Below are 22148 nucleotides of genomic sequence, written 5' to 3'. Positions count from 1 at the left end.
ACCCACCGAAGCCCTGCCACTGCCCTTGTGAGTGCAACGGCCCCGGCGGCCCGGGAGGACCGGGCAATCCGGGTGGTCCCGGCGGACCGGTTGGGCCTGGTGGACCGGTTGGGCCTGGTGGACCGGTTGGGCCTGGTGGACCGGTTGGGCCTGGTGGTCCTGTCGGACCTGGTGGCCCCGGCGGGCCTGGCGGTCCCGGTGGCCCTGGCGGTCCCGGTGGCCCTGGCGAGCCCGGTGGTCCCGGTGGTCCCGGTGGCCCCGGGGGTCCTGGTAGTCCCGGAGGTCCGGGATCACCTGGTGGCCCAGGGGAACCGGGCAAGCCTGTTCCCACTAGGCCGCCCACCGCGGTCGGCGGGGCGCACGGCGGCATCGGTGGCATTGGTGGCAGGGGTCCCGTCCGTGCAAGCGGCGGCGGCGGACTCGCCAACAGTGGAGCGGACCCGCTGATCACAGCGCTCCTCGGCACCTTCCTACTCGGGACGGGCACCGCCCTCGCCCGAGTGTCCAGGCGCCGCGGGGACTGACGAGAACCACTTCGCGCAGGCTGCCGGGCATAACTCGGAGAACTCGCGAAGTTCCACAAGCGAGGGGAGTCGGCCGTTCCAGGCAGGCTCCCCTCGCTCGTTCACGCGCTCGTTCACGTCGACAGACCCGACGGGGTGCACAGCCGAACGGAGAAGAAAGCCGACGCATCCACGCGGGCCGCGCCGGACCTGCCGAGTCGGTCACCGAAACGACCGTTGATTCGTGACCTTGGATTGATCGATCCGATTGCTGCGCATGGTGGAATCTGCTCGCTCCGCGCGGACCGATCGGATTCCGGTGGCAGCACCTCGACCCCATGCCGCCTGGAGGCCCGCAATGTCCCGCCATATCGCCCGTCGTGCAGGTGCCGGTCTGGCAGGCGCCGCCGCCCTGTCGCTGCTGATCGCGGGCCCCGCGTTGGCGGACCGCCCGGACCGCGGCGACCTCTCCCAGCCGCAGCCGCCGTCGAAGGCCGACTTCAGCGGCCACGGCGCCAACGTGCACGGCCCCTACGACTCCACGCGTGACGGCTCGCCGTCGGCCAACGGCAACGGCGGCGGCGCCGCGGTGGGCAAGCCCGCGGCGGGTTCGGTCGGCAAGGCGGACAACAAGAACCCGAAGGGCCAGCTGCCCGGCGGCTCGGACCGCAACAACGGCTACGAGTGCGACGGCAACAACGGCATCGGCAAGGGCAACCCCGCGCACACCGCGTGCAAGCCCGGCCTCGCCCCGCCCCAGGGCGGGCAGCCTCAGCAGCCACCGCGCCAGGACGCTCCGTCCGCCAAGCCACCGGTGGCCGCGCCGCCCGTCGCCCAGGCCGCGCCGTCGGTGACCGAGCTTGCCGAGACCGGCCTCGACCCGCTGACCGCCGCGATGCTGGGCACCGGCCTGCTCGGCGGCGGTGTCGTGCTGATGGCTGCCTCCCGCACCCGCCCCGTGACGCGACCCACTCGCTGAGCCGGATTGAGCTCATTCCGAGCCGAAGCCGACCGGCCTCGGCTAGTTTCCCCGGCAGGAAGCGACAGGAGTGCGAATGAAGCTGGACGCGAGCGGCAGCACGGAGATCGGTGCGCCCGCCGAGTTTGTGTACGAACTGATCAGCGACGTCCCCAACCAACACCGGTTCACCCAGGAGTGCTACACGGCGCACTGGACCGGGGAGGCTTCCGGACCCGCGGTGGGTGCCCGGTTCACGGGCGCCAACCGCGCGGGCAAGTTCCGCTGGACAACGGTGTCCACCGTCACCGAGGCGACGCCGGGGCGGGCCTTCGCCTTCCAGGTCGGCGCGCTGGGCATGGTCACCGCGACGTGGCGCTACGACATCGACGCCGTCGACGGCGGCTGCCGGGTCACCGAGAGTTCGGTGGACTCCCGTCCGCTGTGGCTGCGGTGGTTCATCGGAAAGGTCACCGGTGTGTCGGACCGGGCCACCCACAACGAGGACAACATCGCCAAGACGCTGGCTCGGCTCAAGGAAGTCGCCGAGGCCGAATACGCCCAGGCGCGCTAGGCGAGGAGGAAGTCCGCGGACAGGCGCGCGCCCGCGGACTTCCGCTCGCTCATCGCTCAGGCCTTGAAATAGGCGCTGCCGTCGATACGGCCGACGGCGCAGACCGGACCGTAAGGCCAGGCCACGGTAAGCGATGTCGTCTCATCCGGCGGCGTGATCAAAACCTGATCCGCCTCGGGCTGACAGGGCCAGTCGTTCGAGTCGCCTTCGGAGTTCACGACCACCCAATGGATCTTTTTCGCCGCGGTCTGATCGGGCTTCAGGGTGACCTTCGCGGGCGCGGGATCGAGATTGCGCTGCAGGTTCGTCGGAACCTGGCCGCCGCGTGAATCCACAAGCTGCATTCCGCCGAAGCCGTAGATCGTGCACGTCGAAATCCCGAGGTTGGTCAGGAATACCCGGCCATAGCGGTTGCCCGCGGCCGCGCCGTCCTCCTGAACCACCGCCCGGAGGTCATTGGTGTGACACCGGGCCAGGGCGCCGTCCTCCCCAGACGGAGCCGCCGCGGCGGGCAAGACCGCCGTCGCGGCCAGGGCCGATGCGATCATGACACCGGCGAACACACGCTTGTTCGATCCTTTGGCAAACAACACTTGAGCCACCTCCCCGGTTCTGCGTCGCAGAACGTCTTTGTCGGCTTGTCTGCCTCTCCAGCAGACGCATTCGCCCGGGTGGAGGTTGTCTCCACGGCGCCGATGTTCGGTACTGGCATGCCTGCGGACGGCCCAATTCCCGCCCGCCTGAACCGCGTATCGGGTCTGGACCCTTTGTCGATGTGGGACATGACCAGGGCCATCCGCGTGACGATGTGCGTCGGTTTCCGCTCACCGAAAAGGGAGCATGGCTGTTGTGCGTTCGGTGGTCATACGGTTCCGCAGCGTTGTTATGCCAGGGGAAGGAAACAACATGGCTTCCGGACGCGCCTGGTCTGCGCGCGGCGTTTGGGGGACTACAAGATGCATTCCGAGCTAGCGACCTCATCCTGGTCTCCGCCGGAAGGCCTATTCGGCCGGATACTCGGCAGTGACTCGGTGGCGGCGCAGGTCGGCGATGAAGCGTGGTTGCAGGCCATCCTGGACGTGCAGGCCGCGTTGGCCGCCGTCGGCGCCGGACTCGGGTTCGTCCCGGAAGCGGCGGCCGAGGCCATCGCCGCGGCCTGCCATCTCGACCGGCTCGGCGTCGCACTCGGCGAGCGACCCACCCACTCCATCAACGGCGATCCGGTGCCCGACCTGGTCACCGCCATTTGCGCGTTGCTGCCGCACGACTACGGCTGCCATGTGCAGGTCGGCGCCAGCAGCCAGGATGTGCTGGACACCGCGACGATGCTGGTTGCCAACCGGGTGCTGGACACCGTGCTTGGCGACCTGCGCGGCGTGGCCATCGCCTGCCGCAAGCTTGCCGAATCCCACCGCAGCACGCCCGCCATCGGCGCGGTGCCGGTGCTGCCGCGCATGCAGCTCACCTTCGGTGCCAAGGCCGCGGGCTGGCTGTCCGCGGTGGACGAGAGCATCGCGCGGCTGGAGACCATCCGGCGCGACCGGCTCGCCGTGCAGATGGGCGGTGCCGCGGGCGTGCTCTCCTCGTTGAACACGGATGGCTACGCGGTCGCCACGGCACTGGCCGAGCGGCTGGACCTGGCCACCACCGCGCTGCCGTGGCACGGCAACCGGGACCGCATCGCCGAGTTGGGCAGTGCGCTGGGCATCGCGGCGGGCGCTCTGGGCAAGATCGCCAAGGAGGTGGTCGGCCTGGCCAGGGCGGGTGTCGCGGAGATCGGGCCGTACTCCGGCCGCGCCCAGGGCATGCCGGTGGCGCCGATCCACGACCGCGTCAACCCGGTGGGGGCGCTGGCCGCGCTGGCCTGCGCTCGGCCGGTGCCGGGCCTGGTGGGCGCGTTGCTGACCGACATGCTGGCCGAGCACCAAGATGAGGTGGACGGCTGGCATACCGAGCGCCAGACGCTGAGCGAGCTGTTCCGACTGGTCGGCGGTTCGGCCGCGGCCCTGCACGAGCTACTGGACGGGCTGCGGGTGGACGCCGTGAGGCTGCGCGCGCGGATGGAGGCGACCAACGGTCTGCTGATGGCCGATCAGGTGGTCGCCGTGCTGGCGAATCGATTGGGCTGGACCACCGCGCACGAACTCGTCTCCAGGGCCTGCAGGCAGGCGGGCGAGCGGGGAATCACGCTGGGCGAGGTGCTGATGGCGGACCCGAGGGTGGGGGAGTACTTCAACGCCGACGAGGTGGCCGGGGCGCTGGACCCCGCGAGCTACTTCGGATCGGCCACCGCGTTGGTCGACCGGGCGCTGGCCGAACACCAGCCGTGATCCGGCGAGAGCCTGTGTTGCGAGGGAGGCCCCCAACGAGTGGAGGCCACCCTCGCGAACGGTGGCGGTCCTGCGGTGCGCGTGCCGCAGGAACACAACCGCGTACAGCTCGCAAAGAGTAACGAGTAGGAAAGTTTCTTAACAGAGTCTGCGTCCTCGTTCACCGATCTGGACCAATTCGCAGAGTCGAAGCGTCCGTTTGGCGGGCAATTCTGTTGGGAAACGGCGTAATCCCGCACAAAACTGTATGCATCCGGCACGCCCCCGTCGACCCCCGGAGAGGTGCGAAAGCAGGCACCCGGAGGCCGGACGGTCCAACAGGCACCCGGCGTGCACTCACTCGGCGTAAGCGATGGCGGTCCGGATGCCGCCGAAGAGCCCACCGCGGGATGCCCCGATCCGGTCAGACGGTGCAGTCCGCGGAACGGGACGCGTGACAGATACCGGTCATCTCCCCGCGGTCCACCACCTTGATCCGCTCCCGACCGTGCGGCCCGCCCAGCTCGATCTCATGCGCGTCGAGCAGCTTCCACCCCGACTTGGTGGTGAACGGAATGCTCTTGGCCGCCAGGTACTCCGGCACCGCCGCCGGGTCCGGCCGCGTGGGCTTGGGCAGCAGCGGCGCGTCGGCCAGCAGGCAGCCAACGGTCTCCAGGGCGTCGCCCTTGGTGTGCCCGATGAGCCCGACCGGCCCGCGCTTGATCCAACCGGTCACGTAGACCCCGGTGAGCTGTTGCCCGTCCAGGTCGATCACCCGGCCCGCCTCATGCGGCACGGTGCCCGCGCGGTGGTCAAAGGGCAGTTCGGCGAGGTGCGAGCTGAGGTACCCGACCGCGCGGTACACGGCCTGCACCGGCCAGTCGTGGAAGGTCCCGGTGCCGCGCACGCTGCCGTCGCCGGTGAGTTCGGTGCGCTCCGTGCGCAGTCCCCGCACGCGATCGGTGCCGAGCACCTCGACCGGCGAGTGCAGGAAGTGCAGGTGCAGTCTGCGCTGCCTGCTGCCCGGCTCGCGAATCGCCCACTCCTGGAGCGTCTTCACGATCATCTTGGTCTGGTTGCTGTCGTTGATCGCCCGCAGGCTGCCATCGTCGAACTCGATGTCCTCGGGATGCACGATCACCTCGACGTTCGGTGAGTGGTCAAGCTCCCGAAGCTCCAGCGGCGTGAACTTGGCCTGCGCGGGCCCGCGGCGACCGAAGACGTGCACATCGGTGACCCTGCTGCGCCGCAGGCTCTCGTAGACGTTGGCCGGGATCTCGGTGCACAGCAGCTCATCAGCGGTCTTGGCCAGGATTCGGGCCACGTCCAGCGCGACGTTCCCGGCGCCGATCACCGCGACGTTCTCGGCGTCCAGCGGCCACTCGCGCGGCACGTCAGGATGCCCGTCGTACCAGGACACGAAGTCCGCGGCGCCGTGGCTGCCCGGCAGCCCGATCCCGGGGATGTCCAGCTCGCGATCGGAGTCCGCGCCGGTGGCGAAGACGACGGCGTCGTAGAACTGCCGAAGATCGTCCAGTTTGAGGTCGATGCCGTAGTTGACGTTGCCGAAGAAGCGGATCTCGTTGCGATCCAGCACCTTCTCCAGCGCGGTGACGATGCCCTTGATCCGCGGGTGGTCCGGCGCGACCCCGTACCGCACCAGTCCGTAGGGCGCGGGCAGCCGGTCGAACAGGTCGATCGACACCGCCTGCTCCGATTTGACCAGGCTGTCCGCGGCATACACCCCCGCGGGCCCGGTTCCCACGATCGCCACCCGCAGCGGCCTGCCCATCGACTCCTCCTCGCCTCGCACCAACAAGGCGAAGCTTAGGTAAGGCAGCCCTAACTTGACGGCCTCGCGTGGTCAACGCCACGCCACGAACCCGGATCGATCTTTCTGCGGCACAGGCTCCAAGGGATACCCGTCGGCTACCACTCCGGTGAGGCAGGGAGCATGATCACGAAGTCAGCTGTGGCCGGTGCCGTCCTTGCGGCCCTGAGCCTGGTGGCGATGGATCATCCCGCGCCCTCATGATCACCAGCCACTGCGGCCAGCGGCGTGCGGCCCCGGAGAATTCGTGGGACGGACAGGCGGGCACAGGCGCACCGATCGCCAACACGACCAGCCACAACGCGTTCGAACTCCAGCCGCTGGAGGAACGCGTGCTCGGCGCGGGGCGGCATGAGCTCGTGGTCCGGATGCCGGAGAACAGCAAACAGAATTCAACCTGGACCACATCCAGCTCGACCTGCTCCGCTGACCCGGAGCGTTCCGCACTCCGGGGTGGAGCCGTCTGTGTAGTGCCCTCGGCAGGATTCGAACCTGCGACACCCGCTTTAGGAGAGCGGTGCTCTATCCCCTGAGCTACGAAGGCGCAGATCCAGGGTACTGCCTGACGAGCTGGTGGAGCCACCCGGGTAGATCCGACAGCTCGCGGCTGTAGTGGGATTCATGATCGCGGTACGGGTTGACCGGTGCAGGTGGCTCCGTGGACGACAGCGCCGGGTTCGGGGTTGTCGAAGGTCAGACGAACAGGAAGATCGAGAATTCCAGCGGGCTGGATTCGCCGCCCCAGTAGCCCTCCTTCGGGTCGGCGGCGCCGCTGAAGTTGGGGATCTTGGCCCTGGCGATGTCGATCGCCAGTTTCGCCCTGGCCTGGGCGATCGGCACGGAGCTTCGGGGGCCGGGAGCGAACGCCAGGACGAAACCCACCCGACGGGCGCCCAGGCCTCGAGCGGCCAGTTCGGCGGTCAGCTGGTCCACCATCCTGGCTGCTTCCGGGCCATCCGGACCGCCACGTTCCAGCGCGGCCACATCGATGCCGGGCAGTTGCACGACGACCGGCTCCTGGTTGAGCGAGGGCGGCAGCGGCGGGGTGGTGGTCGTGGTGGGTGACGACGTGGTGGTGGTCGTGGGGGAGGGGGACGGGGTGGCGCTCTGTCTGGTGGGCAGGGCTGAGAAGGCGACCAGCAGCAGGACAAGGAACAGGTCCGCGAACAGCCAGCCCGCCAGCATCGACATCCGCATCCGGTCGCGGGTGGAGCGCATCAGTGCCCCTCGCCCAGCGGCCTGCCCGCGTTGCCGAGCGGGCTGTGCGCGGGCTCCCACTCGCGATAGCCGAGGTCCTGTTTGTCGAGCACGTTGCGGAGTTGGAGGACCAGTTCGCTGAGGGATTCGGTGTGTCTGGTGAAGCCTTCCAGGGCGAAGCCGAGTTCTTCGATGGAGCGGCGGACCTCGGTGGCGACGGCCGAATGGGTGTGGCTTTCGGCCGTCATCGCCCTGGTGTTGTCGGCGAGGTTGGTGACCAGCTGTTCCATCCCGCCGCGCAGGCGTCGGCCGTCCTCGACCACGGCGTCGTGCAGTCGCTTCAATTCCACCATGGTGTCGGCGGGGGATTTGAGCGCCTCGCCTGCCTTGCGGAGTTCCTCGGCGGCCGAGGTCCACGTGGACAGGGCGGTGCCCAGTGCGCTGCCGGGGCCGGTGGCGACCGCGTTGCTGATCCCGGTGTGGGCGGCGCCCAGCGCGTCGACGAGTTCCTTGTTGGCCACGGTGATCCGGCTGCCGACCTTGCTGAGCTCACGCAGCGGGAGGCGGTCGATCTGGGTGTGTTCCTGCCTGCTCAGCAGGGCGGTCGCCAGCACCAGGTCGCGGGCCAGTTCCTGTCGTCGTCGCTCGGGGGAGCGGTTGCGCTCGTCGAGGGTGAGGCAGGCGTGCATGGCCAGGTTGGCCAGCACGATGCAGATCACGATCAGGGCGACCCACAGCGCCGCGGTGCTCAGCGATGAGGTCTGCCCGCCGAAACCCTGTTGCCAGCCCAGCAGGAAGGACGTGCCCTCGGGCGCGCTCTCGAACGCGGTCAGCGCGGACCGCAGCTGCCACCAGGTGATCGCCACCGGCAGGAACACCAGCACGTCACGCAGGATCTCCAAGCCGAAGGCGGCCCGCTGGTACTCGCTGTGCGGGCCGTCGGGTACCAGCACCTCAGGAGGGTAGGCGCTGATCAGGTCGACACCGGCCAGCCTGCCGCCGCCCTCGGTCAGCTCGTCGCCCAGGATCCGCAGCGTCTCGGCCGAGGAACCCGGGCCAACGGTGCGGGCCAGCGCGTGCAGCCTGCCGCCGATCTCGCTCAGGGTGGTCACTTGCGCTCCTGCGTGGTCATCGCGGACGGTTCAGTCCGTAGGCATCGAAGTACGCCTTGGTGATCGAGTCGGCCAGGGTCTTGCTCGCGCGGGAGCTGTCGACCCTGCGGTGCAGCGCGTAGAGCAGCGCGGGTGCGGGGCGCATTTCCACCTTGGTGAGCAGATCCCACAGATGCTTGTGATCGGGTTCGGGACCGAGCACGGCGTCGACGAGGATTCCGAAGAGCTCGATCTGGTCAGCGGGCTCGGGGCGCAACCGGTGTACGGCGGCCGCCATGCCGTAGTGGTGGCGGAACAGCGCTCGCGCGTCGGACAGTTGCTGTTTCGACCTCCGGCGATCGCGCGGACCCAGCGCGCGCAGTATCACCTCGGTGGCTTCGGGCATGCTGCTCGCCTGCTGGTGGATCCACTCCAGCAGGTCGGCAAGCGGCACCTTCTCGGTGGCCTCGAACACCAGCCGTACCTGGTGTTCCGGCGTGATCTGCTCTTGCCGTGCCAGTTCGATCAGCTGCAACACGCGTGCGAGGTCCATCGGCCGGTCGCTGCGGAGGACCGTGTCCCCCAGGTCTCTGGCCTTGGCGCCCGAGGACATCCCGGTCTGGTGGCGCGGTGCGGAGGTGCCGGTGCGCGCGGTGGTCAGCTGGTGCGCTCGGTAGGTCTGGTCGACCAGCGCCATCATGTTGGGGTAGTGGCTCCACTCGGCGATCCGGTCGTTCCAAGCGTTGACCACCGCCTGTAGTTCGGACGGGCTGAGCCTGCTCACCAGCCGCGCCAGCCGGGCGTCGGCCTTTTTCTTGCGGAGGAAGGCGGCTTCCTCGGCGGTCAGGTCCGCGGTGCCGATGCGGCAGAGCAGGTCCGCCGCGCAGGCCAGCACACCGGGGGCCAGTTGGCAGCGCTCCGCCCAGTCCTCGAACTCCGGGACCGTCGTCGGTGCCGGACTGCGGCGCAGCGGTCGCACCGCGCTCTCCCCGCACCGCTGGTACAGCTCGGCCATGCCCGCGGCGAACCGGGTGGGCGGCGAGTCGGTGGCGGCCAGGTTGATCCGCAGCCGGTTGGAGCCGCGCAGCGAGAACGCCTCGCCACCGGCCAGGAACGCGATCTTGGCGTGGTCGGCGCCGGAGTCGGCCGATTCGCGGGTCGCGAACGTCAGGGGTGCGTCGCCCGCGTTGCCGACCAGGTCGAGCAGGCCGCACAGCAGGGCCGCGGGCTCCGCGGGGCCGAACACCGTGAACCGTTCGGCGGGCGAGGCCATCAGCCGCGACAACAGCATGGCCAGTGCCTGCGGCGGTTGCTGCCTGGCCAACTCACGGAGGCGGTCCAGCCCGCCGGGCTGCCCCGCCGAGCCGTGGGCCGCGTTGTGCAGGGCGCCCAAGCTGGCGGGTTCAAGTGCCTCGGCGGCGGCCACCAGTCGGTCGGCATCCTCGGGTTCGCGCACCCAGCCGGGCCAGTCGAACAGCCCCAGCGCCGTCGTCGCGGTCAGGTGCGGGCTGATCAACACGTGCGCGAGGGTCGAGTCGCGGCCCTGCGGGTCGGCGGCGGAGACCTTGTGCACGATCACTGCGGTTCCGTCGAAGATCAGGTACGCCAGTCCCGGCCGGGCCGCTTCGACCTCGGCGGTGTCCTTGCGCGGCGCCCACACCTTGTCGTTGAGGCGAGTGTGCCAGACCTCCAGGTCCGATGTGGACAGTGAGGCGGCCACCGGGCCGACGCCCTTGGGGCCGACCAGGGGGCGTCCGGACCACCGGTAGATGATCTGGTGCACCGTCGAGGTTTCGGTCGCCGTCCTCATGTCATGCCTCCACCGGCCGCAGTGCGTTCCACGCGATGACCCCCTTCATTGCCAACAGGGTAAGGAAGGGCTTGAGGACGCGGCGTTGCTCGAAGCCGCGGGCCGGGAACTTGCCGTCCTTGGATGGCACGTTGGTGGCGCTGGCGAAATGCAGGGTCGACTGCGCGCAGCGCTCGAAGGGCACCAGCCAGCGCTGAGCACCCCGAGCGGCGAGGAAGGCATAGGCGTCCTCGCTTTCCTGCTCCACAGTGGACAGGTCGTATTCCTCCTCCTCGCTGCGGGCCGACAGCCATTTGCTGACCAGCGGTGAGCGAAACCTGAGCAGGTCCGACTTGGCCACCACGACGGCGGCGGGAATGGAGAGCAGCGGTTCGTCCGCTGGATTGCGAATCTTGTTGAGCCTGTTGAACACCACATCGAACGCGGCGTCCCCGGCGGAAGTGGACTGCGTCTTGGTCAGGCCGCCGACCGATTCCGGGTCGAGCACGAACATCAGTGCGTTGATGGCGCCGACGAATGTGGTCTTGGGGTCGGCGCTGGCCAGCATCTCGCCCGCCACGTCGAAGAAGGTGACCGCGTAGCGGCGGCCGGTGTGCTGGTTGGTCACCCGCAGGGCGTCGGCGAACTCGACGTCCGCGACCTGGGTCTGCGGCAGCATCTCGCGGCCGCCGATGAACGGATCGACGAACGTGCGCAGATAGCGTTGGTGCAGCGGCAGATCCAGCGGGTCGATCTGAAGGCCAAGCTGGCGGAGCCTGGTCAGGCGGCGCATCAGCTGCCCGATGATCGCGGCCAGCAGATGCGTCTTGCCGGATGAGCTGCCACCGATCAGACCGATGACGATCCGCTCGTCGTAGTCCCCGTAGTCGTAGGGCAGGTAGTGATCGGTGCCCTCACCGGGGCACACCCGGTAGGCGCCGGTGAGCCGGTGCAGACGGGAGGCCTCGGTCTCTCCGGGCCTGCGCGTGAAGGGGACCGCCTGGTTCGACTGGTCGAGGGTGACCACCCTGGCCTGGCGCCAGTTCAGCGTGCGCAGGCAGATCGGGCATTCCACCCGCTCGAATTGAAAAAACTGCTTCGCCACTCCGCTATCCCCACACAAGAGCGGCCATCGCCGCGAACACGATCAGGACGCCGAACAGCACCGAGACGATGACGGCCGGGCTGACCTGGACCACCGTCAGCACGCCCGGCGGCGTGGACGGGGACCGGTGGGCGCGGAAGTCCCGCTGGTTGCGGCGGATCTGGGCGAAGCTCTCCCTGGCGCGGCGTTCCTGGTTGTCCCAGTGCGCCGGGAACATCGTCCGGGTCGGATCGGGCATCCGAAGGCGCCGCAGCAGTTCGCGGGCGTCGGGGCGGGCATCCGGCCGGATTACGAACACGTCGGCGAGCAGCCTGGCGAGCACGGCGTCCTGTAGCGGAAGCTGCTGTTGGGCCTCCTCGCGGGTGACCTCGTCGCCGGTGTAGAGCCGGTAGATCACCAGGCCCGCGTCGAGCACGTCATCGCGGTGGGAGGCAAGGCCTTCCTGCCGAGGGCAGCAGGCGCACCGGGGCCGGGGCTCGCCGTCGAGCACCGCGTGTTCGAAGTCGGACAGCGTCAGCACGGTGCCGTCCCAGCGCAGGGTCGACAGGCCGATCCTGCCGTGCACCACCCTGAGTTGGCCGAGCCAGCTCAGCGCCCCCAGCAGATCGCGCAGCACCGGCGCCAGCAGCTCCCTGCTCAGTGGGAGGCGGTCGGCCAGCGCGGACAGCTCCTCGCCGTTGTGGGTGGTGACCAGAAGCTGCGGGGTGGTGGTCCAGTTGTGACCGATCAGCTTGGCCAGCTGGGTCGGATAGCCGGTGGCCAGCCGGTCATGCATGATCCGGCCGATCCGCTCCTCGCGGAACAGCAGTTCCATCGCGGGCTGCCCGCCGTGGGCGAGCTTGGCCACCACCGGTTGGTTGAGCCCGTTCCGCCCCCAGCGGCAGCGCATCAGCGACGTGGCGCGCTGCGGGCCGGCAAACTCGATGTCGTAGGACTGTTGTCCCGCAGTCGGCTGATCGACCAGCACAAGCTGTAGTCGTTCCGTCATGATGTCGATACCTGTCCCCCGTGAGATCGACACTAGTACAAACGCTAACGGTAACAACACGACAACTGAGTGTTGCGATTCACTGAAATGGCCCAGTGCCGATACCTTGCTTACCGGCGCCGCGATCGCTTCCATGGTCGCCGGGGTGGGAGTTTCTGGTACTGGCTGACACAAGGGGGATGGGGGCCAGCCATTGCGTGAACTGACGTATGACGACCTACGAAATGCGAATTCTTTTTCATTACTGGGCAGGCTTTTTCGGACCACGCCCGCCATTCACACCCTGCTGCGGCAGTTGGGCGCCGATGCGGCCCAGCTGCCCTTTACCGACGGCCGGACACCGGTGGAGGTGTGGAGTGAGGTCTGCTCGGACGTCGCGGACGGCAAGTTCGACTTCACCCTCACCGAGTTGATCATCGCGGCGCAGGGCGTCTTCAAGGCCAACGCGGCTCTACGCGACCTGCTCGCCCCGACCGGACCCGCGCCCCGGGGGGTCCACCGAATCCTGTGTCTGCAGGCCGCGCCCAGTGACAGCACGGTGGTTCGGCTCGACGTCGAACAACGCGAGATCGACCGGGTCGCCGACCAGTATCCCGGCCTGCGGGTGACCACCAGGACCGCGACTCGGACCAACGACATCATGGACGCGTTGCTGAAGGCCCGCCCGGAGATCGTGCACTTCTCCGGACACGGCACGGCAGGCGGCGAGCTTGTCTTCGAGGACGACCGGGGCCGGGGCAAGCCGGTGTCGTCGGCGAGCCTGGGCGAGGCGTTCGCCGCGGTCGGCGGAATCCGCTGCGTGCTGTTGAACTCCTGCTACAACGGCGCTTATGCCGATGTGCTGCTGGCCTCGGTCGAGGTGGTGATCGGCGCGACTGGGCCGTTGAGCAACGACTGCGCCGTCACATTCGCAACGGCCTTCTACCGGGCGATCGGGATGGGGCACGATTTCACGCAGGCCTACATCATCGGCAGAGCCGAATTGGCCCTTCACGGCTGCGATCCCAATGTCATCCGGATGCTGACGGCGTCACGGGAGGTGCCATGACGGAGGTCCCCATGCCCGCGGAGTCGGCGGAGGGCGAGCAGCTTGAAGAACCGGAGGCGGTCCGCCTGTTCTGGCGCGGCAGGCAGCGAGGTCAGGACCCCACCAACCGGCTGGACGGACCGGCGACCACCACCGTCAACTCGCCCTGGGTCGCGGGCCGGGACAAGGTCTGCTCGGTCTGCCGCCACACCTTCCGGGTGGGCGACGCGGTTTTCGTGGAACTGCTGGCGGACGACAAGCAGCGGGTCCGGCATCACAGCGTCGAACTGCCGTGCAGCGGCCAGGTTGACGCCGAGTCGGTGGTCGACCAGGAGAAGGCGCAGCTGTTCTACCAGGCCGCCGACAACCTGAACCCGCTCAAGACGATCGGCAGGCGGCTGGAGCCCGGCGACAAGATGGTCGCCAAGATGCCGCTGCGCCGCCGCTGCGCCTGCTGCGGGCACTCGCTGCGTCCGCTGGAGGCGGTCGTGCTGTGTCCCTGCGATATCGACAACCCGCGCTGCAAGCTGCCCGTGCACCACGACCCCTTCCGCGGGCTGGACTGCCTGACGAACTGGTTGCTCGGCAAGGAACCCCACCACTGCCCGATGAGCTTTGTGAAGCTGAGGCCGCAGTGACCGGCCGCCACGACCGGCATCGCCTGATCCCCGGCTGGGACCAGGCGGCTCTGCGCACGGCCACGATGATCGTGATCGGAGTGGGCGCGGTCGGCACCGAGACCGCCCGCCTGCTGGCCCAGGCGGGCGTCGGCAGGCTGCTGCTGTGCGACCCCGACGTGGTGAGCGAATCGAACCTGAGCCGGGGCGCCTTGTTCACCGCCCGGCACGTCGGCGAGCCGAAGGCGACGGTGGCCGCGGCGGTGCTGGCCGAACTCGCGCCGGACACCCTGGTCGAGCCGAGGGTCGCGGAACTGACCTCCGGGGTGGGGCTGGCCGAACTGCGCGACGCCACCGCCGTGCTCAGCTGCCTGGACAGCCAGACGGCGCGGATCGCGTTGGCGGTGCGCTGCAACCTGGTCGGCGCGGGCGTGATCGACGGCGGCACCCATCCCTGGGGCGGCGAACTCCGCGTCTTCCCGCCCGGCGGGCGGTGTTTCGGCTGCGGCATGACCGACCGGGAACGCGCCGTGCAGGACGATCCGTGGAGCTGCGGCGACACCGTGCGGGCCGAACCCGCGGGAGCGTCCGCGCCGGTCTCGGCGCTGGTCGGCTCGTGGCTGGCGAGCACGGCGGTGCGCTCCGCCTTCGGGCTGCGGGTGCCGGAGGGCATCCTGCGCATGGAGGTCAGCGACGGCACCTCCTACCGAATGACGCCGCCCAAGGCGCAGGACTGCCCGCTGCACGAGCGGATCGCCGACGACCTGGTGCGACCGGTGGACCTCACCGTCGACTCGACCGCTGCCGAGCTGTGCGCGAGCTTCGACGATGACGAGCTGCCGATGTCCTGGGCGGACTTCGCGGGCGGTGACGGCTACCCCACCCTTCAGCTTCGCGACGCCGATCCCGATCGGACGTTGCGTGATCTCGGAGTGGCCGAACGCGAACTGGTTCCGGCTCTTCGCCCCGGCGCCACCGGGGGACCCCGATACGTCGAGCTGGCAGCGGCCAGTACCGGTACGAAAGGACGGCCGTGAGAGACGAACTGCCCAGGGAAATGCGAGACGTACTACTCGGCGGACTGGGCTTGATCCGCACCGGCTCGGAGGCTCGGGCCTTCCTCAACGACCTCGGCTTCCCCGCCGAGCACATCCCGGCCTTCAACCGGCCGAGGGACTTCTGGTCCGAGGTGGTCGAACTGCTCGAGGACGGCGTGCTGCACGAGGGCATCACCCGCACCGTCGAGCGCATCGCCGCCCGGTACCCCGGCAACGCCGAGTTGCAGGCCCTGCGCGAGAAGACCGTGCAGGACCCCGAGGCCGCGGCCGAACCGGAGGCCGATCCCCGGCTGGAAAGCGAGGGCGAGTACCACGCGTTGCTGTTGATCGACAGCGACCAGCACGCCGAGTTCCTGCGCATCGTGCAGCGGGTGGCCGACGAGGACGCCGAACTGCTCTACACCAGCCGGTCGCAGACCGCGGTGCGGATCAACCACCCCGGCGGCCGGGCCGCCGAGATCGTCGAACAACTCGAGGCCGAGGCGGCCAACCTCGGCGAGCACGCGCGGATCACCTATGCCTGCTACGACTTCCGGCCTTACCTGTACTCCGACATCGTCGTGTACGGACCGGACGGCGCCGCCTACCGGCTGACCAACGTGCCCGCGACGACCCCGGTGCGCGACATCCCGTTCGCCGTGCTCGGGCAGTACGCGGACGAGGCCGTGCGCGACGGACGCGGCCGTCTCATCCGGACGGTCGTCGACCTCATCGACGACGAGGGCGAGGCCCGCAGGCTCAACAACCCCGACCAGACGCTGCACGAATCGGACTTCCGCGAGGGTGACTCGCTGCGGGTCTCACCACAGGCCACCGCGGGCATGACGCACTGGTTCCAGGAGGGACTGGAGACCGCGCGCCTGCAAATCACCCGCTTCGCCGAGGCCAACCCCGAGTTCCGCATCAAGGTCGCCGAACCGCCGGACCTGCCCTTCAACTACATCCTCGAACTCGAGGTGCCCGGTTTCGCGCCGCCCAAGGACTTCCGGGCCGCCGAACTCCAGCCGGTGCCGATCAACCGGCACGAGGTCCGGCTCCAGTTCCCGTCGGAATTCCCCCGTGTCCCACCGCGGGTGCACTGGCTCAGCGCCGTGTTCCACCCGAATATCGCGCCGACCCAGGGCAGGCCGGGAGCCGCGGGCGTGTGCCTCGGCGCGCTGAGCGACGCCTACCGACCGGACCTGGACCTCGGCGAGCTGTGCCAGATGCTGGTCAACATGGCGCGGTACCGCAACTACGAGGCCCGCGAGTTCACCGAGCACAGCTACACCGGCGGTTACGTCGACGGCGACGCCGCGCGGTGGGCCCGCTCCGAGCGCGGTCAGGACGCGATCGTCTCCATCGGCGGCAACCGGATGGACGAGTCATCGGATCTCATGCTCAGCACCAGCGACGAGAAACCGCTGCCGTTGTTCATCGCGGAGTGGGAGGACAGCGATGACGATCGCTGAGATCGTGCTCTACAAGGGTTCGCCAGGGCACTACTACGGGCGACTGTCCGTCGAGCCGCTGCTCAAGCACCGGCTGGCGGCCGAACTCGGCGACGACGCCGACGACGTGCGGCTGGTGCTGCTGTTCCAGTCGGTCGACGACGCGGGGGCGGTGGACGGCAAGCCGAACATGGTCAACCTGCTGTCCACGCACGGCGAGCTGGAGGTGCTCGCGGTGGACGGCGAGAACATCGTCTACCGCGGCAAGCACCGGATCCGGGAGCTGTTCGGGCCGCGGCTGCAGGAACTGGCGCTGCGGCTGGACCCGGCCGAGGAGAACTGGTCCTTCCGGATCAGCCACCCCGTGCTGGACCGGCGGGCGAACGTCCGGCCGGTGCCGACGATCGAGGGCACCGTGGACGTCAACCTGGACCAGGAGCGGCGGCTGCCGTTCTCCGTGGACCGGATCGACGAACCGGAGGTCGCCGAGGTCGATTCGGGCTCGCTCGGCCTGCGGGAGGACCGGCTCACCGCGACCAACGTCATGGTGTCCCAGGAACTGCACGAGCTGTTCCTCTACGACCTGCCGCTGTCGGTGCGGATCGAGGAGGGCGGGTTCCTGCTCGGCAAGGTGCGCCGCACCGGCAACCCCCGCTCCCGGTACCTGGTCGAGCTCACCCACGTCACCCCGGCCGAACGAACCGGGGCGAGCGCGGCGCACTTCACCTTCACCGGGGACTCCTTCAGCGCCGTCAACCGGCTGATCGCGGAACGGGAGGCCGGTGAGGAACTGGTCGGCTGGTACCACACCCACCCGTTTCCGGCGACCCGGTCGATGGGGCTGTCCGCTGTGGACCTCGACCTGCACTTCGGCACCTTCCGCAGGCCGTGGCAGGTGGCCGGGCTGATCAACGTGACCAGTGACGAGCGGTTGCTCCGGTTCTACGGCCGGGTGGGCGACGAGATGAGGGTGTGCGCTCAATGGAGTCCGGATGAGCGCGGTGGATACCGCTTTACAGGTACTCGAGTGGTCAATGGCGAGTCCACCGACAAGCGCGCCGGAAGGCGACATGAGCGGCGTTGAGCAGTTGGCGGACCCGCCGCAGGCACTGCGGGCCGCCGTCGGCAGGCTGGCCGCGGTCACCACGGCCCGCCTGCTGCTCTCTGCGCCGCCGCTGGGCCAGGACCGGGCGCCCGGGCTGGGTTGCGTGGTCCTCGCCGCCGCGATCGGCGGTCGTGCCGGTGCGGCGACCGCCCGCAAGCTGGCCCTGCTGGCGCCCAAACCACGTCACCCCTACGACGTCATCGTCAACTTCGGGCTTGTCACCAAGGCCTGTCGGACCGGGATCACCGACCCCGAACTGGTTGCCGCGCTGCAGAGCCGGTCCCCGCTGACCGTGCTGTGCGACGAACCGGCCGACGGTGTCGCGACCATGCCCGGGGAGGCCCTGCTGGAACAGCTGTTGGAACATCCCGACGGACGGGCGCTGGCGATCCGGCGGCTGACCGCCCCGCCGGTGTCGGACCGGCAGTGGGCCTGGCGCGGCGAACTGCTCTCCCGGTTCCGCATTCCGCGTCGCGACTTCGTGCTCGACGTCTACGAGACCGCGCTGCACCGGCACGGCGACTGGTACCGCGACCGGGCCAGGGACTGCCGGGTGGAACTGGCGCTTGGTGGCAGCCCCGCCGACGTGCGGCCCACCGCGAGTTGGTGGCAGGCGCTCGCCGACATCGAGCGGGCGAGCCCACAGGCGCTTCGCGAGCGGACGCGGCTCACGGACTACCTAAACGGGGTCCGCCTGTACCGGCGGGTCGCCCACCTGGAGGCGACGGCATGACCGGCAGCATGCGCGTCCAGGTGGTCAGCCTGTCCGACGCCGACCGCGACGCCCTGTACGGGCTGAACTCGGACACCACCCTCGGCGACGCGCTGCGCGGCGGCGCGTTCCTGCTCACCAGCCCGCTGCCGCCCGATTGGCTGGACCTGCCGTTCACCGAGTTCGGCCTGGACTTCCTGAGCCGCGACGAGGTCGACCTCAGCAGGCCGATGTTCCTGCCGGGAGCGACCGGCGGCTCGACGGCCCCGGCCGCCCCGCCGCCCCCGCCGGTCGTGGACGAGTACCCGCGCGAGCTGACCGAGCAGCAGGCCAGCAGGCTCGCCCTGCACGCCGACGTCCGGCACGCCGCCTCGCTGCTGCGGGCGGACCTGTCGGTGGTGCTGGTCTGCGACAAGATCGTCGTGCCGCACCTGACCGAGCACGTGGTGTTGCAGGCGGGCAAGACGCCGCGGGTGCTGGAGGTGACGGCCGATCCGGCCGACGAGGGCGCGATGGCCGACCTCAGCCCGGTGCCGCCCGCGACGCTGCGTCAGCGGCTGCTGAACCAACTCCGCGAGTTGGTGCGCCAGCTCAAGCACGGCGAGGTGCTGGTCGTCCCCGACCTCGATCTGCTGGGCGGCGGTCAGGACTCCGCGATGTCCAATGAGGCCCGCGAACTGGTGGCGTTGCTCTACGGCAACGCCGAGCACCCGGTGCTGGCCTTCGCCGACCCGTCCATGCCGCTGCCCGAGGTGCTGGCCGCGCGGTTCAGCACCCGGATCTCGATCGAGGGCGTGCCGCGCACCGTGATCGACCCGGCGACCAACGAGCCGCTGCCCACCCAGCGGGCGTTGATCACCCGGGCGGAGGCCGACCTGTTCAAAGGCCTGGACGAAAGCGACGCGCACAAGTACCTGGCGGGTCTGAACCCGGTTCGGCTGCGGCAGGCGCTGCGCTACGCCTACCAGGAGTGCGCACCCGGCCCGGCCACCGTGGAGGATCTACAGGCCGCGATCCGGACCTTCAAGGCCCAGCAGTCCGCGGGGTTCGAGGTGTCCAACGTCAGCTGGGACGACATCGGCGGCTACGACGACGTCAAGGAGGAGGTGCGGCGGGCACTCGCGCTGAAGGAGGCCAGCCTGCACCTTGGGGACGAGGACAAGCACCTGCGGGGCGAGCTGACCTCGCCGGGATTCCTCTTCCACGGCCCGCCGGGCACCGGCAAGACGCTGTTCGCCAAGGCCATCGCGCACAACTTCGGGGCCACCATCCAGATCGTGTCCGGACCCGAGGTGACCAGCAAATGGGTCGGTGACAGCGAGCGGCGGGTCCGCGAGTTGTTCGCCGAGGCGCGGCGCAACGCGCCTTCGGTGATCGTCTTCGACGAGTTCGACGCGATCGCCCAGAAACGTTCCGGCGGCGACGACGGCGGCAGCCGGGCGGCCAACGCGATGGTCGCTCAGATCCTGACCGAGATGGACGGTTTCCGCCCGGACGTGCAGATGCTGGTGGTCGGCACCACCAACCAGCTCAAGCTGATCGACCCGGCTCTGCTGCGGCCCAGCCGGTTCCGCGAGTTCCTCATCAGCCTGCCAGACGACGACGCCCGGCGCGGCATCATCCGGGTGCACGCGCGCCGCTACGGCATCGACATCGACGGGCTGCTGGAGGAAATCGTCAAGTCGACCGAGGGCTGGAACGGCGATGAGATTCGCTCGCTGTTCCGCGACGCCTACGTCGGCAAGCGCTTCGAGAACCGCAAGATCGGCCCCGAGGAGCTCGGCGAGCTCGCGGGGGCCGCCTACCTGGCCCGCAAGAACAAGGAAATGAGCACGCGGGGGCGCGCATGACGTTGCCGCAGAGCAACATCGACACCATTCGGCGGCTGCACTCGGTCATCCGGGAGCTGGAGAACCAGTTCGTGGACCGCAGCGAGGCCGCGCATGTGGTGGTGCTGGCCGCGTTGTGCCGGGAGCACGTGCTGCTGCTCGGCCCGCCGGGCACCGGCAAAACCGAGCTGATCACCAAGTTCGCCAGGATGATCTCGGCCCGCCACTTCAGCTACCTGCTCACCCGGTTCACCGAGCCGTCGGAGATCTTCGGGCCGCTGGACTTCGAGCAGTTCCAGAAGGGCAGCTACCACATTCTCACCGAGAACATGCTGCCCGACGCCGACGTGGTGTTCCTGGACGAGGTCTTCCACGGCAGCAGCGCCATCCTCAACACGCTGCTCGCGCTGCTCAACGAGCGGTACTTCCACAACGGCGCCAACCGGGTCCGGCTGCCGCTGACCAGCGTCTTCGGTGCCTCCATCGAATCGCCGGAGGACCCCGCGCTGCGGGCGTTCAGCGACCGGTTCCTGCTACGGCTGGAGGTCGCCCCGGTGGCAGGCACCCGGCTGACCGAACTGCTCGACCGGGGCTGGAAGCAGGAGCGGGAACAGATCAGGCGCGCCCGGTTCGAGCGGGTGGACCTGGCCAGGTCGGAAACGGACATGGGGGATGCCAGGGCGCAGAGCAGGGTCACGCTGGAGGCGCTCTTCGAGTTGTTCAAACAGCTTCCGCACGTGGACCTCGCGCAGGTCCGGCAGCAGTACCGGGAGCTGATCGCCGACCTGGTCGCACAGGGGGTCACCCTCTCCGACCGCAGGATCGTGCGCGGCCTCAAGCTGATCGCGGGCGCGGCCCTGCTCCGCGAGGACGGGGTGGCCCGGCCGCGCGACTTCTGGCCGCTGAGCCACATCTGGACCGAACCCGCCGACGCCGCGCAGGTGCGGGCCGTGGTCGGCGACTTCGTGGCGCAGGACGGCGGGCGTCCGCTCGCGCCGAGTGCCAGCGCGGCGGTGCTGGTGGCGCGTGCTCGGCAGCGTGCGCGGGAGCTCGACGAGCGGTCCGGGCCGACCAACCTGCTGGCCATCACCGCGGCGCTGCGCGACCTCAACGTCATCGAGTCCGAACTGCGCACCGAGCACCCGCACGACACGACGAGCATCGCCGCGGTGCGGCAGCTCATCAACGACATCACCCAGCGGCTGGCCGAAGCCGGATGAGGAGACGAGTATGTGCAATCCCCGCCGCATCCGCCTGCGGGCCACCAGGACCATCTCCGAGGAGTGGCGGGCGGAGATCGTCCGCACCGCGGAGGCCACCGGGACGGCGGTCGGTGAGGCCAGGCTCAACCAGCAACTCGCCGACATGCTCTCGCCGGGGATGCTGAGGGGCTTCGAGGATGCCGTCGGGGCCGATCCCGAATGGGACTACGTCGAGGGGCGCTACCGCTGCGCGGTGCCCGGCGGGCACGGCACCTACGACCCCGACACCGGTGAGCTGGAGATCGTCGTCCAGGTCAGCTCCGACCTCGCCGTGGAGGGCCGCGGCGAACGGGTGGTCACCGGCCAGGTGAGCGAGACCGTCGAGGCCGAGGTCGAGCGCATGTACTACGGCGACGGCTATGGCGGCAACACCAGGGCAGCCGCCGAACGCATCGGCCGGAGCCAGGCCGAGGCGGAGGCCGAGCGGCGGGCGATGGAACGGTCGGAGTTCCTCGCCCAGCAGGCGCGGGCTGCCGCCGACGACGAACTCGCGGGCAACGCCGAGGACGTGCAGCGGGCCGCCGAGGAGGATGCCCGGCGGCGGCTTGCCGAGGCCAGCGAGTCGGAGTCCGAGCGCCTCAACCGGGAGGCGGCGATGCGGGTCGACGAGATCCACCGGGAGACCCTGCGGGTGGTGATGCGCACGGCCGCCGTCGGCGCCAGACAGGTGCTGTTGGACTACGCCCGCAGGCACGGCGCGCAGAACATCACGGTGACCGACACCGACGGCGTGGTCGAGATCCAGTTCGAGATGGAGGCCTGA

Annotated in this window: 20 protein-coding genes and 1 tRNA gene; 13 read left to right on the top strand and 8 right to left on the bottom strand. The window is 69.5% G+C overall.

The window, feature by feature from the left end:
* Positions 1 to 27: 27 nt before the first annotated feature.
* The 3 genes from ACU6XJ_RS07490 (at position 28) to ACU6XJ_RS07480 (ending at position 2035) form a co-directional block, all read left to right on the top strand.
* The gene (locus tag ACU6XJ_RS07490; protein ID WP_476314111.1) at positions 28 to 447 is read left to right on the top strand and encodes a hypothetical protein; all 420 of its coding nucleotides are present in this window, start codon (positions 28 to 30) and stop codon (positions 445 to 447) included.
* A 414-nt stretch (positions 448 to 861) separates the two neighbouring features.
* Entirely contained in the window at positions 862 to 1482 is a 621-nt protein-coding gene (locus tag ACU6XJ_RS07485) for a hypothetical protein (protein WP_476307978.1), read from the top strand.
* 76 nt (positions 1483 to 1558) lie between these two features.
* Complete coding sequence (locus tag ACU6XJ_RS07480; RefSeq protein WP_476307976.1) at positions 1559 to 2035, top strand: SRPBCC family protein; 477 nt, start codon at positions 1559 to 1561, stop codon at positions 2033 to 2035.
* Between the two features lie 56 nt (positions 2036 to 2091).
* Here the strand turns inward: ACU6XJ_RS07480 and ACU6XJ_RS07475 are convergent, their stop codons facing one another.
* Positions 2092 to 2628: a DUF4232 domain-containing protein gene (locus ACU6XJ_RS07475; RefSeq protein WP_476307974.1), complete on the bottom strand. Its 537-nt coding sequence runs from the start codon at positions 2626 to 2628 to the stop codon at positions 2092 to 2094.
* A 363-nt stretch (positions 2629 to 2991) separates the two neighbouring features.
* Between ACU6XJ_RS07475 and ACU6XJ_RS07470 the strand changes: the two genes are divergently transcribed.
* A complete protein-coding gene (locus ACU6XJ_RS07470; protein WP_476307973.1) occupies positions 2992 to 4365 on the top strand; it encodes a lyase family protein in 1374 nt (457 codons plus the stop codon).
* Between the two features lie 403 nt (positions 4366 to 4768).
* Here the strand turns inward: ACU6XJ_RS07470 and ACU6XJ_RS07465 are convergent, their stop codons facing one another.
* The 7 genes from ACU6XJ_RS07465 to ACU6XJ_RS07435 form a co-directional block, all read right to left on the bottom strand.
* Positions 4769 to 6109 carry an FAD-dependent oxidoreductase gene (locus ACU6XJ_RS07465; protein WP_476313837.1) on the bottom strand — a complete coding sequence of 447 codons (1341 nt, stop codon included), beginning with the start codon at positions 6107 to 6109 and terminating at the stop codon, positions 4769 to 4771.
* A 537-nt stretch (positions 6110 to 6646) separates the two neighbouring features.
* Positions 6647 to 6719: transfer RNA gene (locus tag ACU6XJ_RS07460), tRNA-Arg, on the bottom strand.
* 149 nt (positions 6720 to 6868) lie between these two features.
* Positions 6869 to 7393, bottom strand: a complete 525-nt coding sequence (locus ACU6XJ_RS07455) for a hypothetical protein (protein ID WP_476307971.1) — start codon at positions 7391 to 7393, stop codon at positions 6869 to 6871.
* Positions 7393 to 8484, bottom strand: a complete 1092-nt coding sequence (locus tag ACU6XJ_RS07450) for a hypothetical protein (protein WP_476307969.1) — start codon at positions 8482 to 8484, stop codon at positions 7393 to 7395. Before ACU6XJ_RS07450 ends, ACU6XJ_RS07455 begins: the two co-directional genes overlap by 1 nt.
* 16 nt (positions 8485 to 8500) lie before the next feature.
* Complete coding sequence (locus ACU6XJ_RS07445) at positions 8501 to 10273, bottom strand: hypothetical protein (protein ID WP_476307967.1); 1773 nt, start codon at positions 10271 to 10273, stop codon at positions 8501 to 8503.
* Between the two features lies 1 nt (position 10274).
* Positions 10275 to 11357, bottom strand: a complete 1083-nt coding sequence (locus tag ACU6XJ_RS07440) for a TRAFAC clade GTPase domain-containing protein (protein ID WP_476307965.1) — start codon at positions 11355 to 11357, stop codon at positions 10275 to 10277.
* 4 nt (positions 11358 to 11361) lie between these two features.
* Positions 11362 to 12345 (bottom strand): protein kinase family protein, encoded by a 984-nt coding sequence (locus ACU6XJ_RS07435; RefSeq protein WP_476307963.1) that lies wholly within the window; start codon positions 12343 to 12345, stop codon positions 11362 to 11364.
* A 193-nt stretch (positions 12346 to 12538) separates the two neighbouring features.
* Between ACU6XJ_RS07435 and ACU6XJ_RS07430 the strand changes: the two genes are divergently transcribed.
* Genes ACU6XJ_RS07430 through ACU6XJ_RS07390 form a run of 9 tightly spaced genes read left to right on the top strand, consistent with a single transcriptional unit; the run spans position 12539 to position 22148 of the window.
* Complete coding sequence (locus ACU6XJ_RS07430) at positions 12539 to 13393, top strand: CHAT domain-containing protein (protein WP_476307962.1); 855 nt, start codon at positions 12539 to 12541, stop codon at positions 13391 to 13393.
* On the top strand, positions 13390 to 14010 hold the full coding sequence (locus tag ACU6XJ_RS07425) for a hypothetical protein (RefSeq protein WP_476307960.1): 621 nt from the start codon (positions 13390 to 13392) through the stop codon (positions 14008 to 14010). The genes ACU6XJ_RS07430 and ACU6XJ_RS07425 overlap by 4 nt, the downstream gene beginning before the upstream one ends.
* Positions 14007 to 15026: a ThiF family adenylyltransferase gene (locus ACU6XJ_RS07420; protein WP_476307958.1), complete on the top strand. Its 1020-nt coding sequence runs from the start codon at positions 14007 to 14009 to the stop codon at positions 15024 to 15026. The genes ACU6XJ_RS07425 and ACU6XJ_RS07420 overlap by 4 nt, the downstream gene beginning before the upstream one ends.
* Positions 15023 to 16498: an effector-associated domain EAD1-containing protein gene (locus ACU6XJ_RS07415; RefSeq protein WP_476307956.1), complete on the top strand. Its 1476-nt coding sequence runs from the start codon at positions 15023 to 15025 to the stop codon at positions 16496 to 16498. Before ACU6XJ_RS07420 ends, ACU6XJ_RS07415 begins: the two co-directional genes overlap by 4 nt.
* Positions 16485 to 17561 carry a JAB N-terminal domain-containing protein gene (locus ACU6XJ_RS07410; protein WP_476307955.1) on the top strand — a complete coding sequence of 359 codons (1077 nt, stop codon included), beginning with the start codon at positions 16485 to 16487 and terminating at the stop codon, positions 17559 to 17561. Before ACU6XJ_RS07415 ends, ACU6XJ_RS07410 begins: the two co-directional genes overlap by 14 nt.
* Positions 17548 to 18315: a hypothetical protein gene (locus tag ACU6XJ_RS07405; protein ID WP_476307954.1), complete on the top strand. Its 768-nt coding sequence runs from the start codon at positions 17548 to 17550 to the stop codon at positions 18313 to 18315. The genes ACU6XJ_RS07410 and ACU6XJ_RS07405 overlap by 14 nt, the downstream gene beginning before the upstream one ends.
* A complete protein-coding gene (locus ACU6XJ_RS07400; RefSeq protein ID WP_476307953.1) occupies positions 18312 to 20144 on the top strand; it encodes an ATP-binding protein in 1833 nt (610 codons plus the stop codon). The genes ACU6XJ_RS07405 and ACU6XJ_RS07400 overlap by 4 nt, the downstream gene beginning before the upstream one ends.
* Positions 20141 to 21343 carry an AAA family ATPase gene (locus tag ACU6XJ_RS07395; protein WP_476307952.1) on the top strand — a complete coding sequence of 401 codons (1203 nt, stop codon included), beginning with the start codon at positions 20141 to 20143 and terminating at the stop codon, positions 21341 to 21343. Before ACU6XJ_RS07400 ends, ACU6XJ_RS07395 begins: the two co-directional genes overlap by 4 nt.
* A gap of 10 nt (positions 21344 to 21353) precedes the next feature.
* Entirely contained in the window at positions 21354 to 22148 is a 795-nt protein-coding gene (locus tag ACU6XJ_RS07390) for a hypothetical protein (RefSeq protein ID WP_476307951.1), read from the top strand.

The sequence above is a fragment of the Actinorectispora metalli genome, assembly GCF_056323685.1.
The sequence above is the reverse complement of the archived record's forward strand: the minus strand, read 5'-3'. Positions and strand labels throughout refer to the sequence as shown.

What these genes read in the sequence shown, in the direction of transcription:
- ACU6XJ_RS07485 (WP_476307978.1), top strand. Translation starts at nt 862, where the DNA reads ATGTCCCGCCATATCGCCCGTCGTGCAGGTGCCGGTCTGGCAGGCGCC.
- ACU6XJ_RS07480 (WP_476307976.1), top strand. Translation starts at nt 1,559, where the DNA reads ATGAAGCTGGACGCGAGCGGCAGCACGGAGATCGGTGCGCCCGCCGAG.
- ACU6XJ_RS07470 (WP_476307973.1), top strand. Translation starts at nt 2,992, where the DNA reads ATGCATTCCGAGCTAGCGACCTCATCCTGGTCTCCGCCGGAAGGCCTA.
- ACU6XJ_RS07455 (WP_476307971.1), bottom strand. Translation starts at nt 7,393, where the DNA reads ATGCGCTCCACCCGCGACCGGATGCGGATGTCGATGCTGGCGGGCTGG.
- ACU6XJ_RS07445 (WP_476307967.1), bottom strand. Translation starts at nt 10,273, where the DNA reads ATGAGGACGGCGACCGAAACCTCGACGGTGCACCAGATCATCTACCGG.
- ACU6XJ_RS07435 (WP_476307963.1), bottom strand. Translation starts at nt 12,345, where the DNA reads ATGACGGAACGACTACAGCTTGTGCTGGTCGATCAGCCGACTGCGGGA.
- ACU6XJ_RS07425 (WP_476307960.1), top strand. Translation starts at nt 13,390, where the DNA reads ATGACGGAGGTCCCCATGCCCGCGGAGTCGGCGGAGGGCGAGCAGCTT.
- ACU6XJ_RS07410 (WP_476307955.1), top strand. Translation starts at nt 16,485, where the DNA reads ATGACGATCGCTGAGATCGTGCTCTACAAGGGTTCGCCAGGGCACTAC.
- ACU6XJ_RS07405 (WP_476307954.1), top strand. Translation starts at nt 17,548, where the DNA reads ATGAGCGGCGTTGAGCAGTTGGCGGACCCGCCGCAGGCACTGCGGGCC.
- ACU6XJ_RS07400 (WP_476307953.1), top strand. Translation starts at nt 18,312, where the DNA reads ATGACCGGCAGCATGCGCGTCCAGGTGGTCAGCCTGTCCGACGCCGAC.
- ACU6XJ_RS07395 (WP_476307952.1), top strand. Translation starts at nt 20,141, where the DNA reads ATGACGTTGCCGCAGAGCAACATCGACACCATTCGGCGGCTGCACTCG.
- ACU6XJ_RS07390 (WP_476307951.1), top strand. Translation starts at nt 21,354, where the DNA reads ATGTGCAATCCCCGCCGCATCCGCCTGCGGGCCACCAGGACCATCTCC.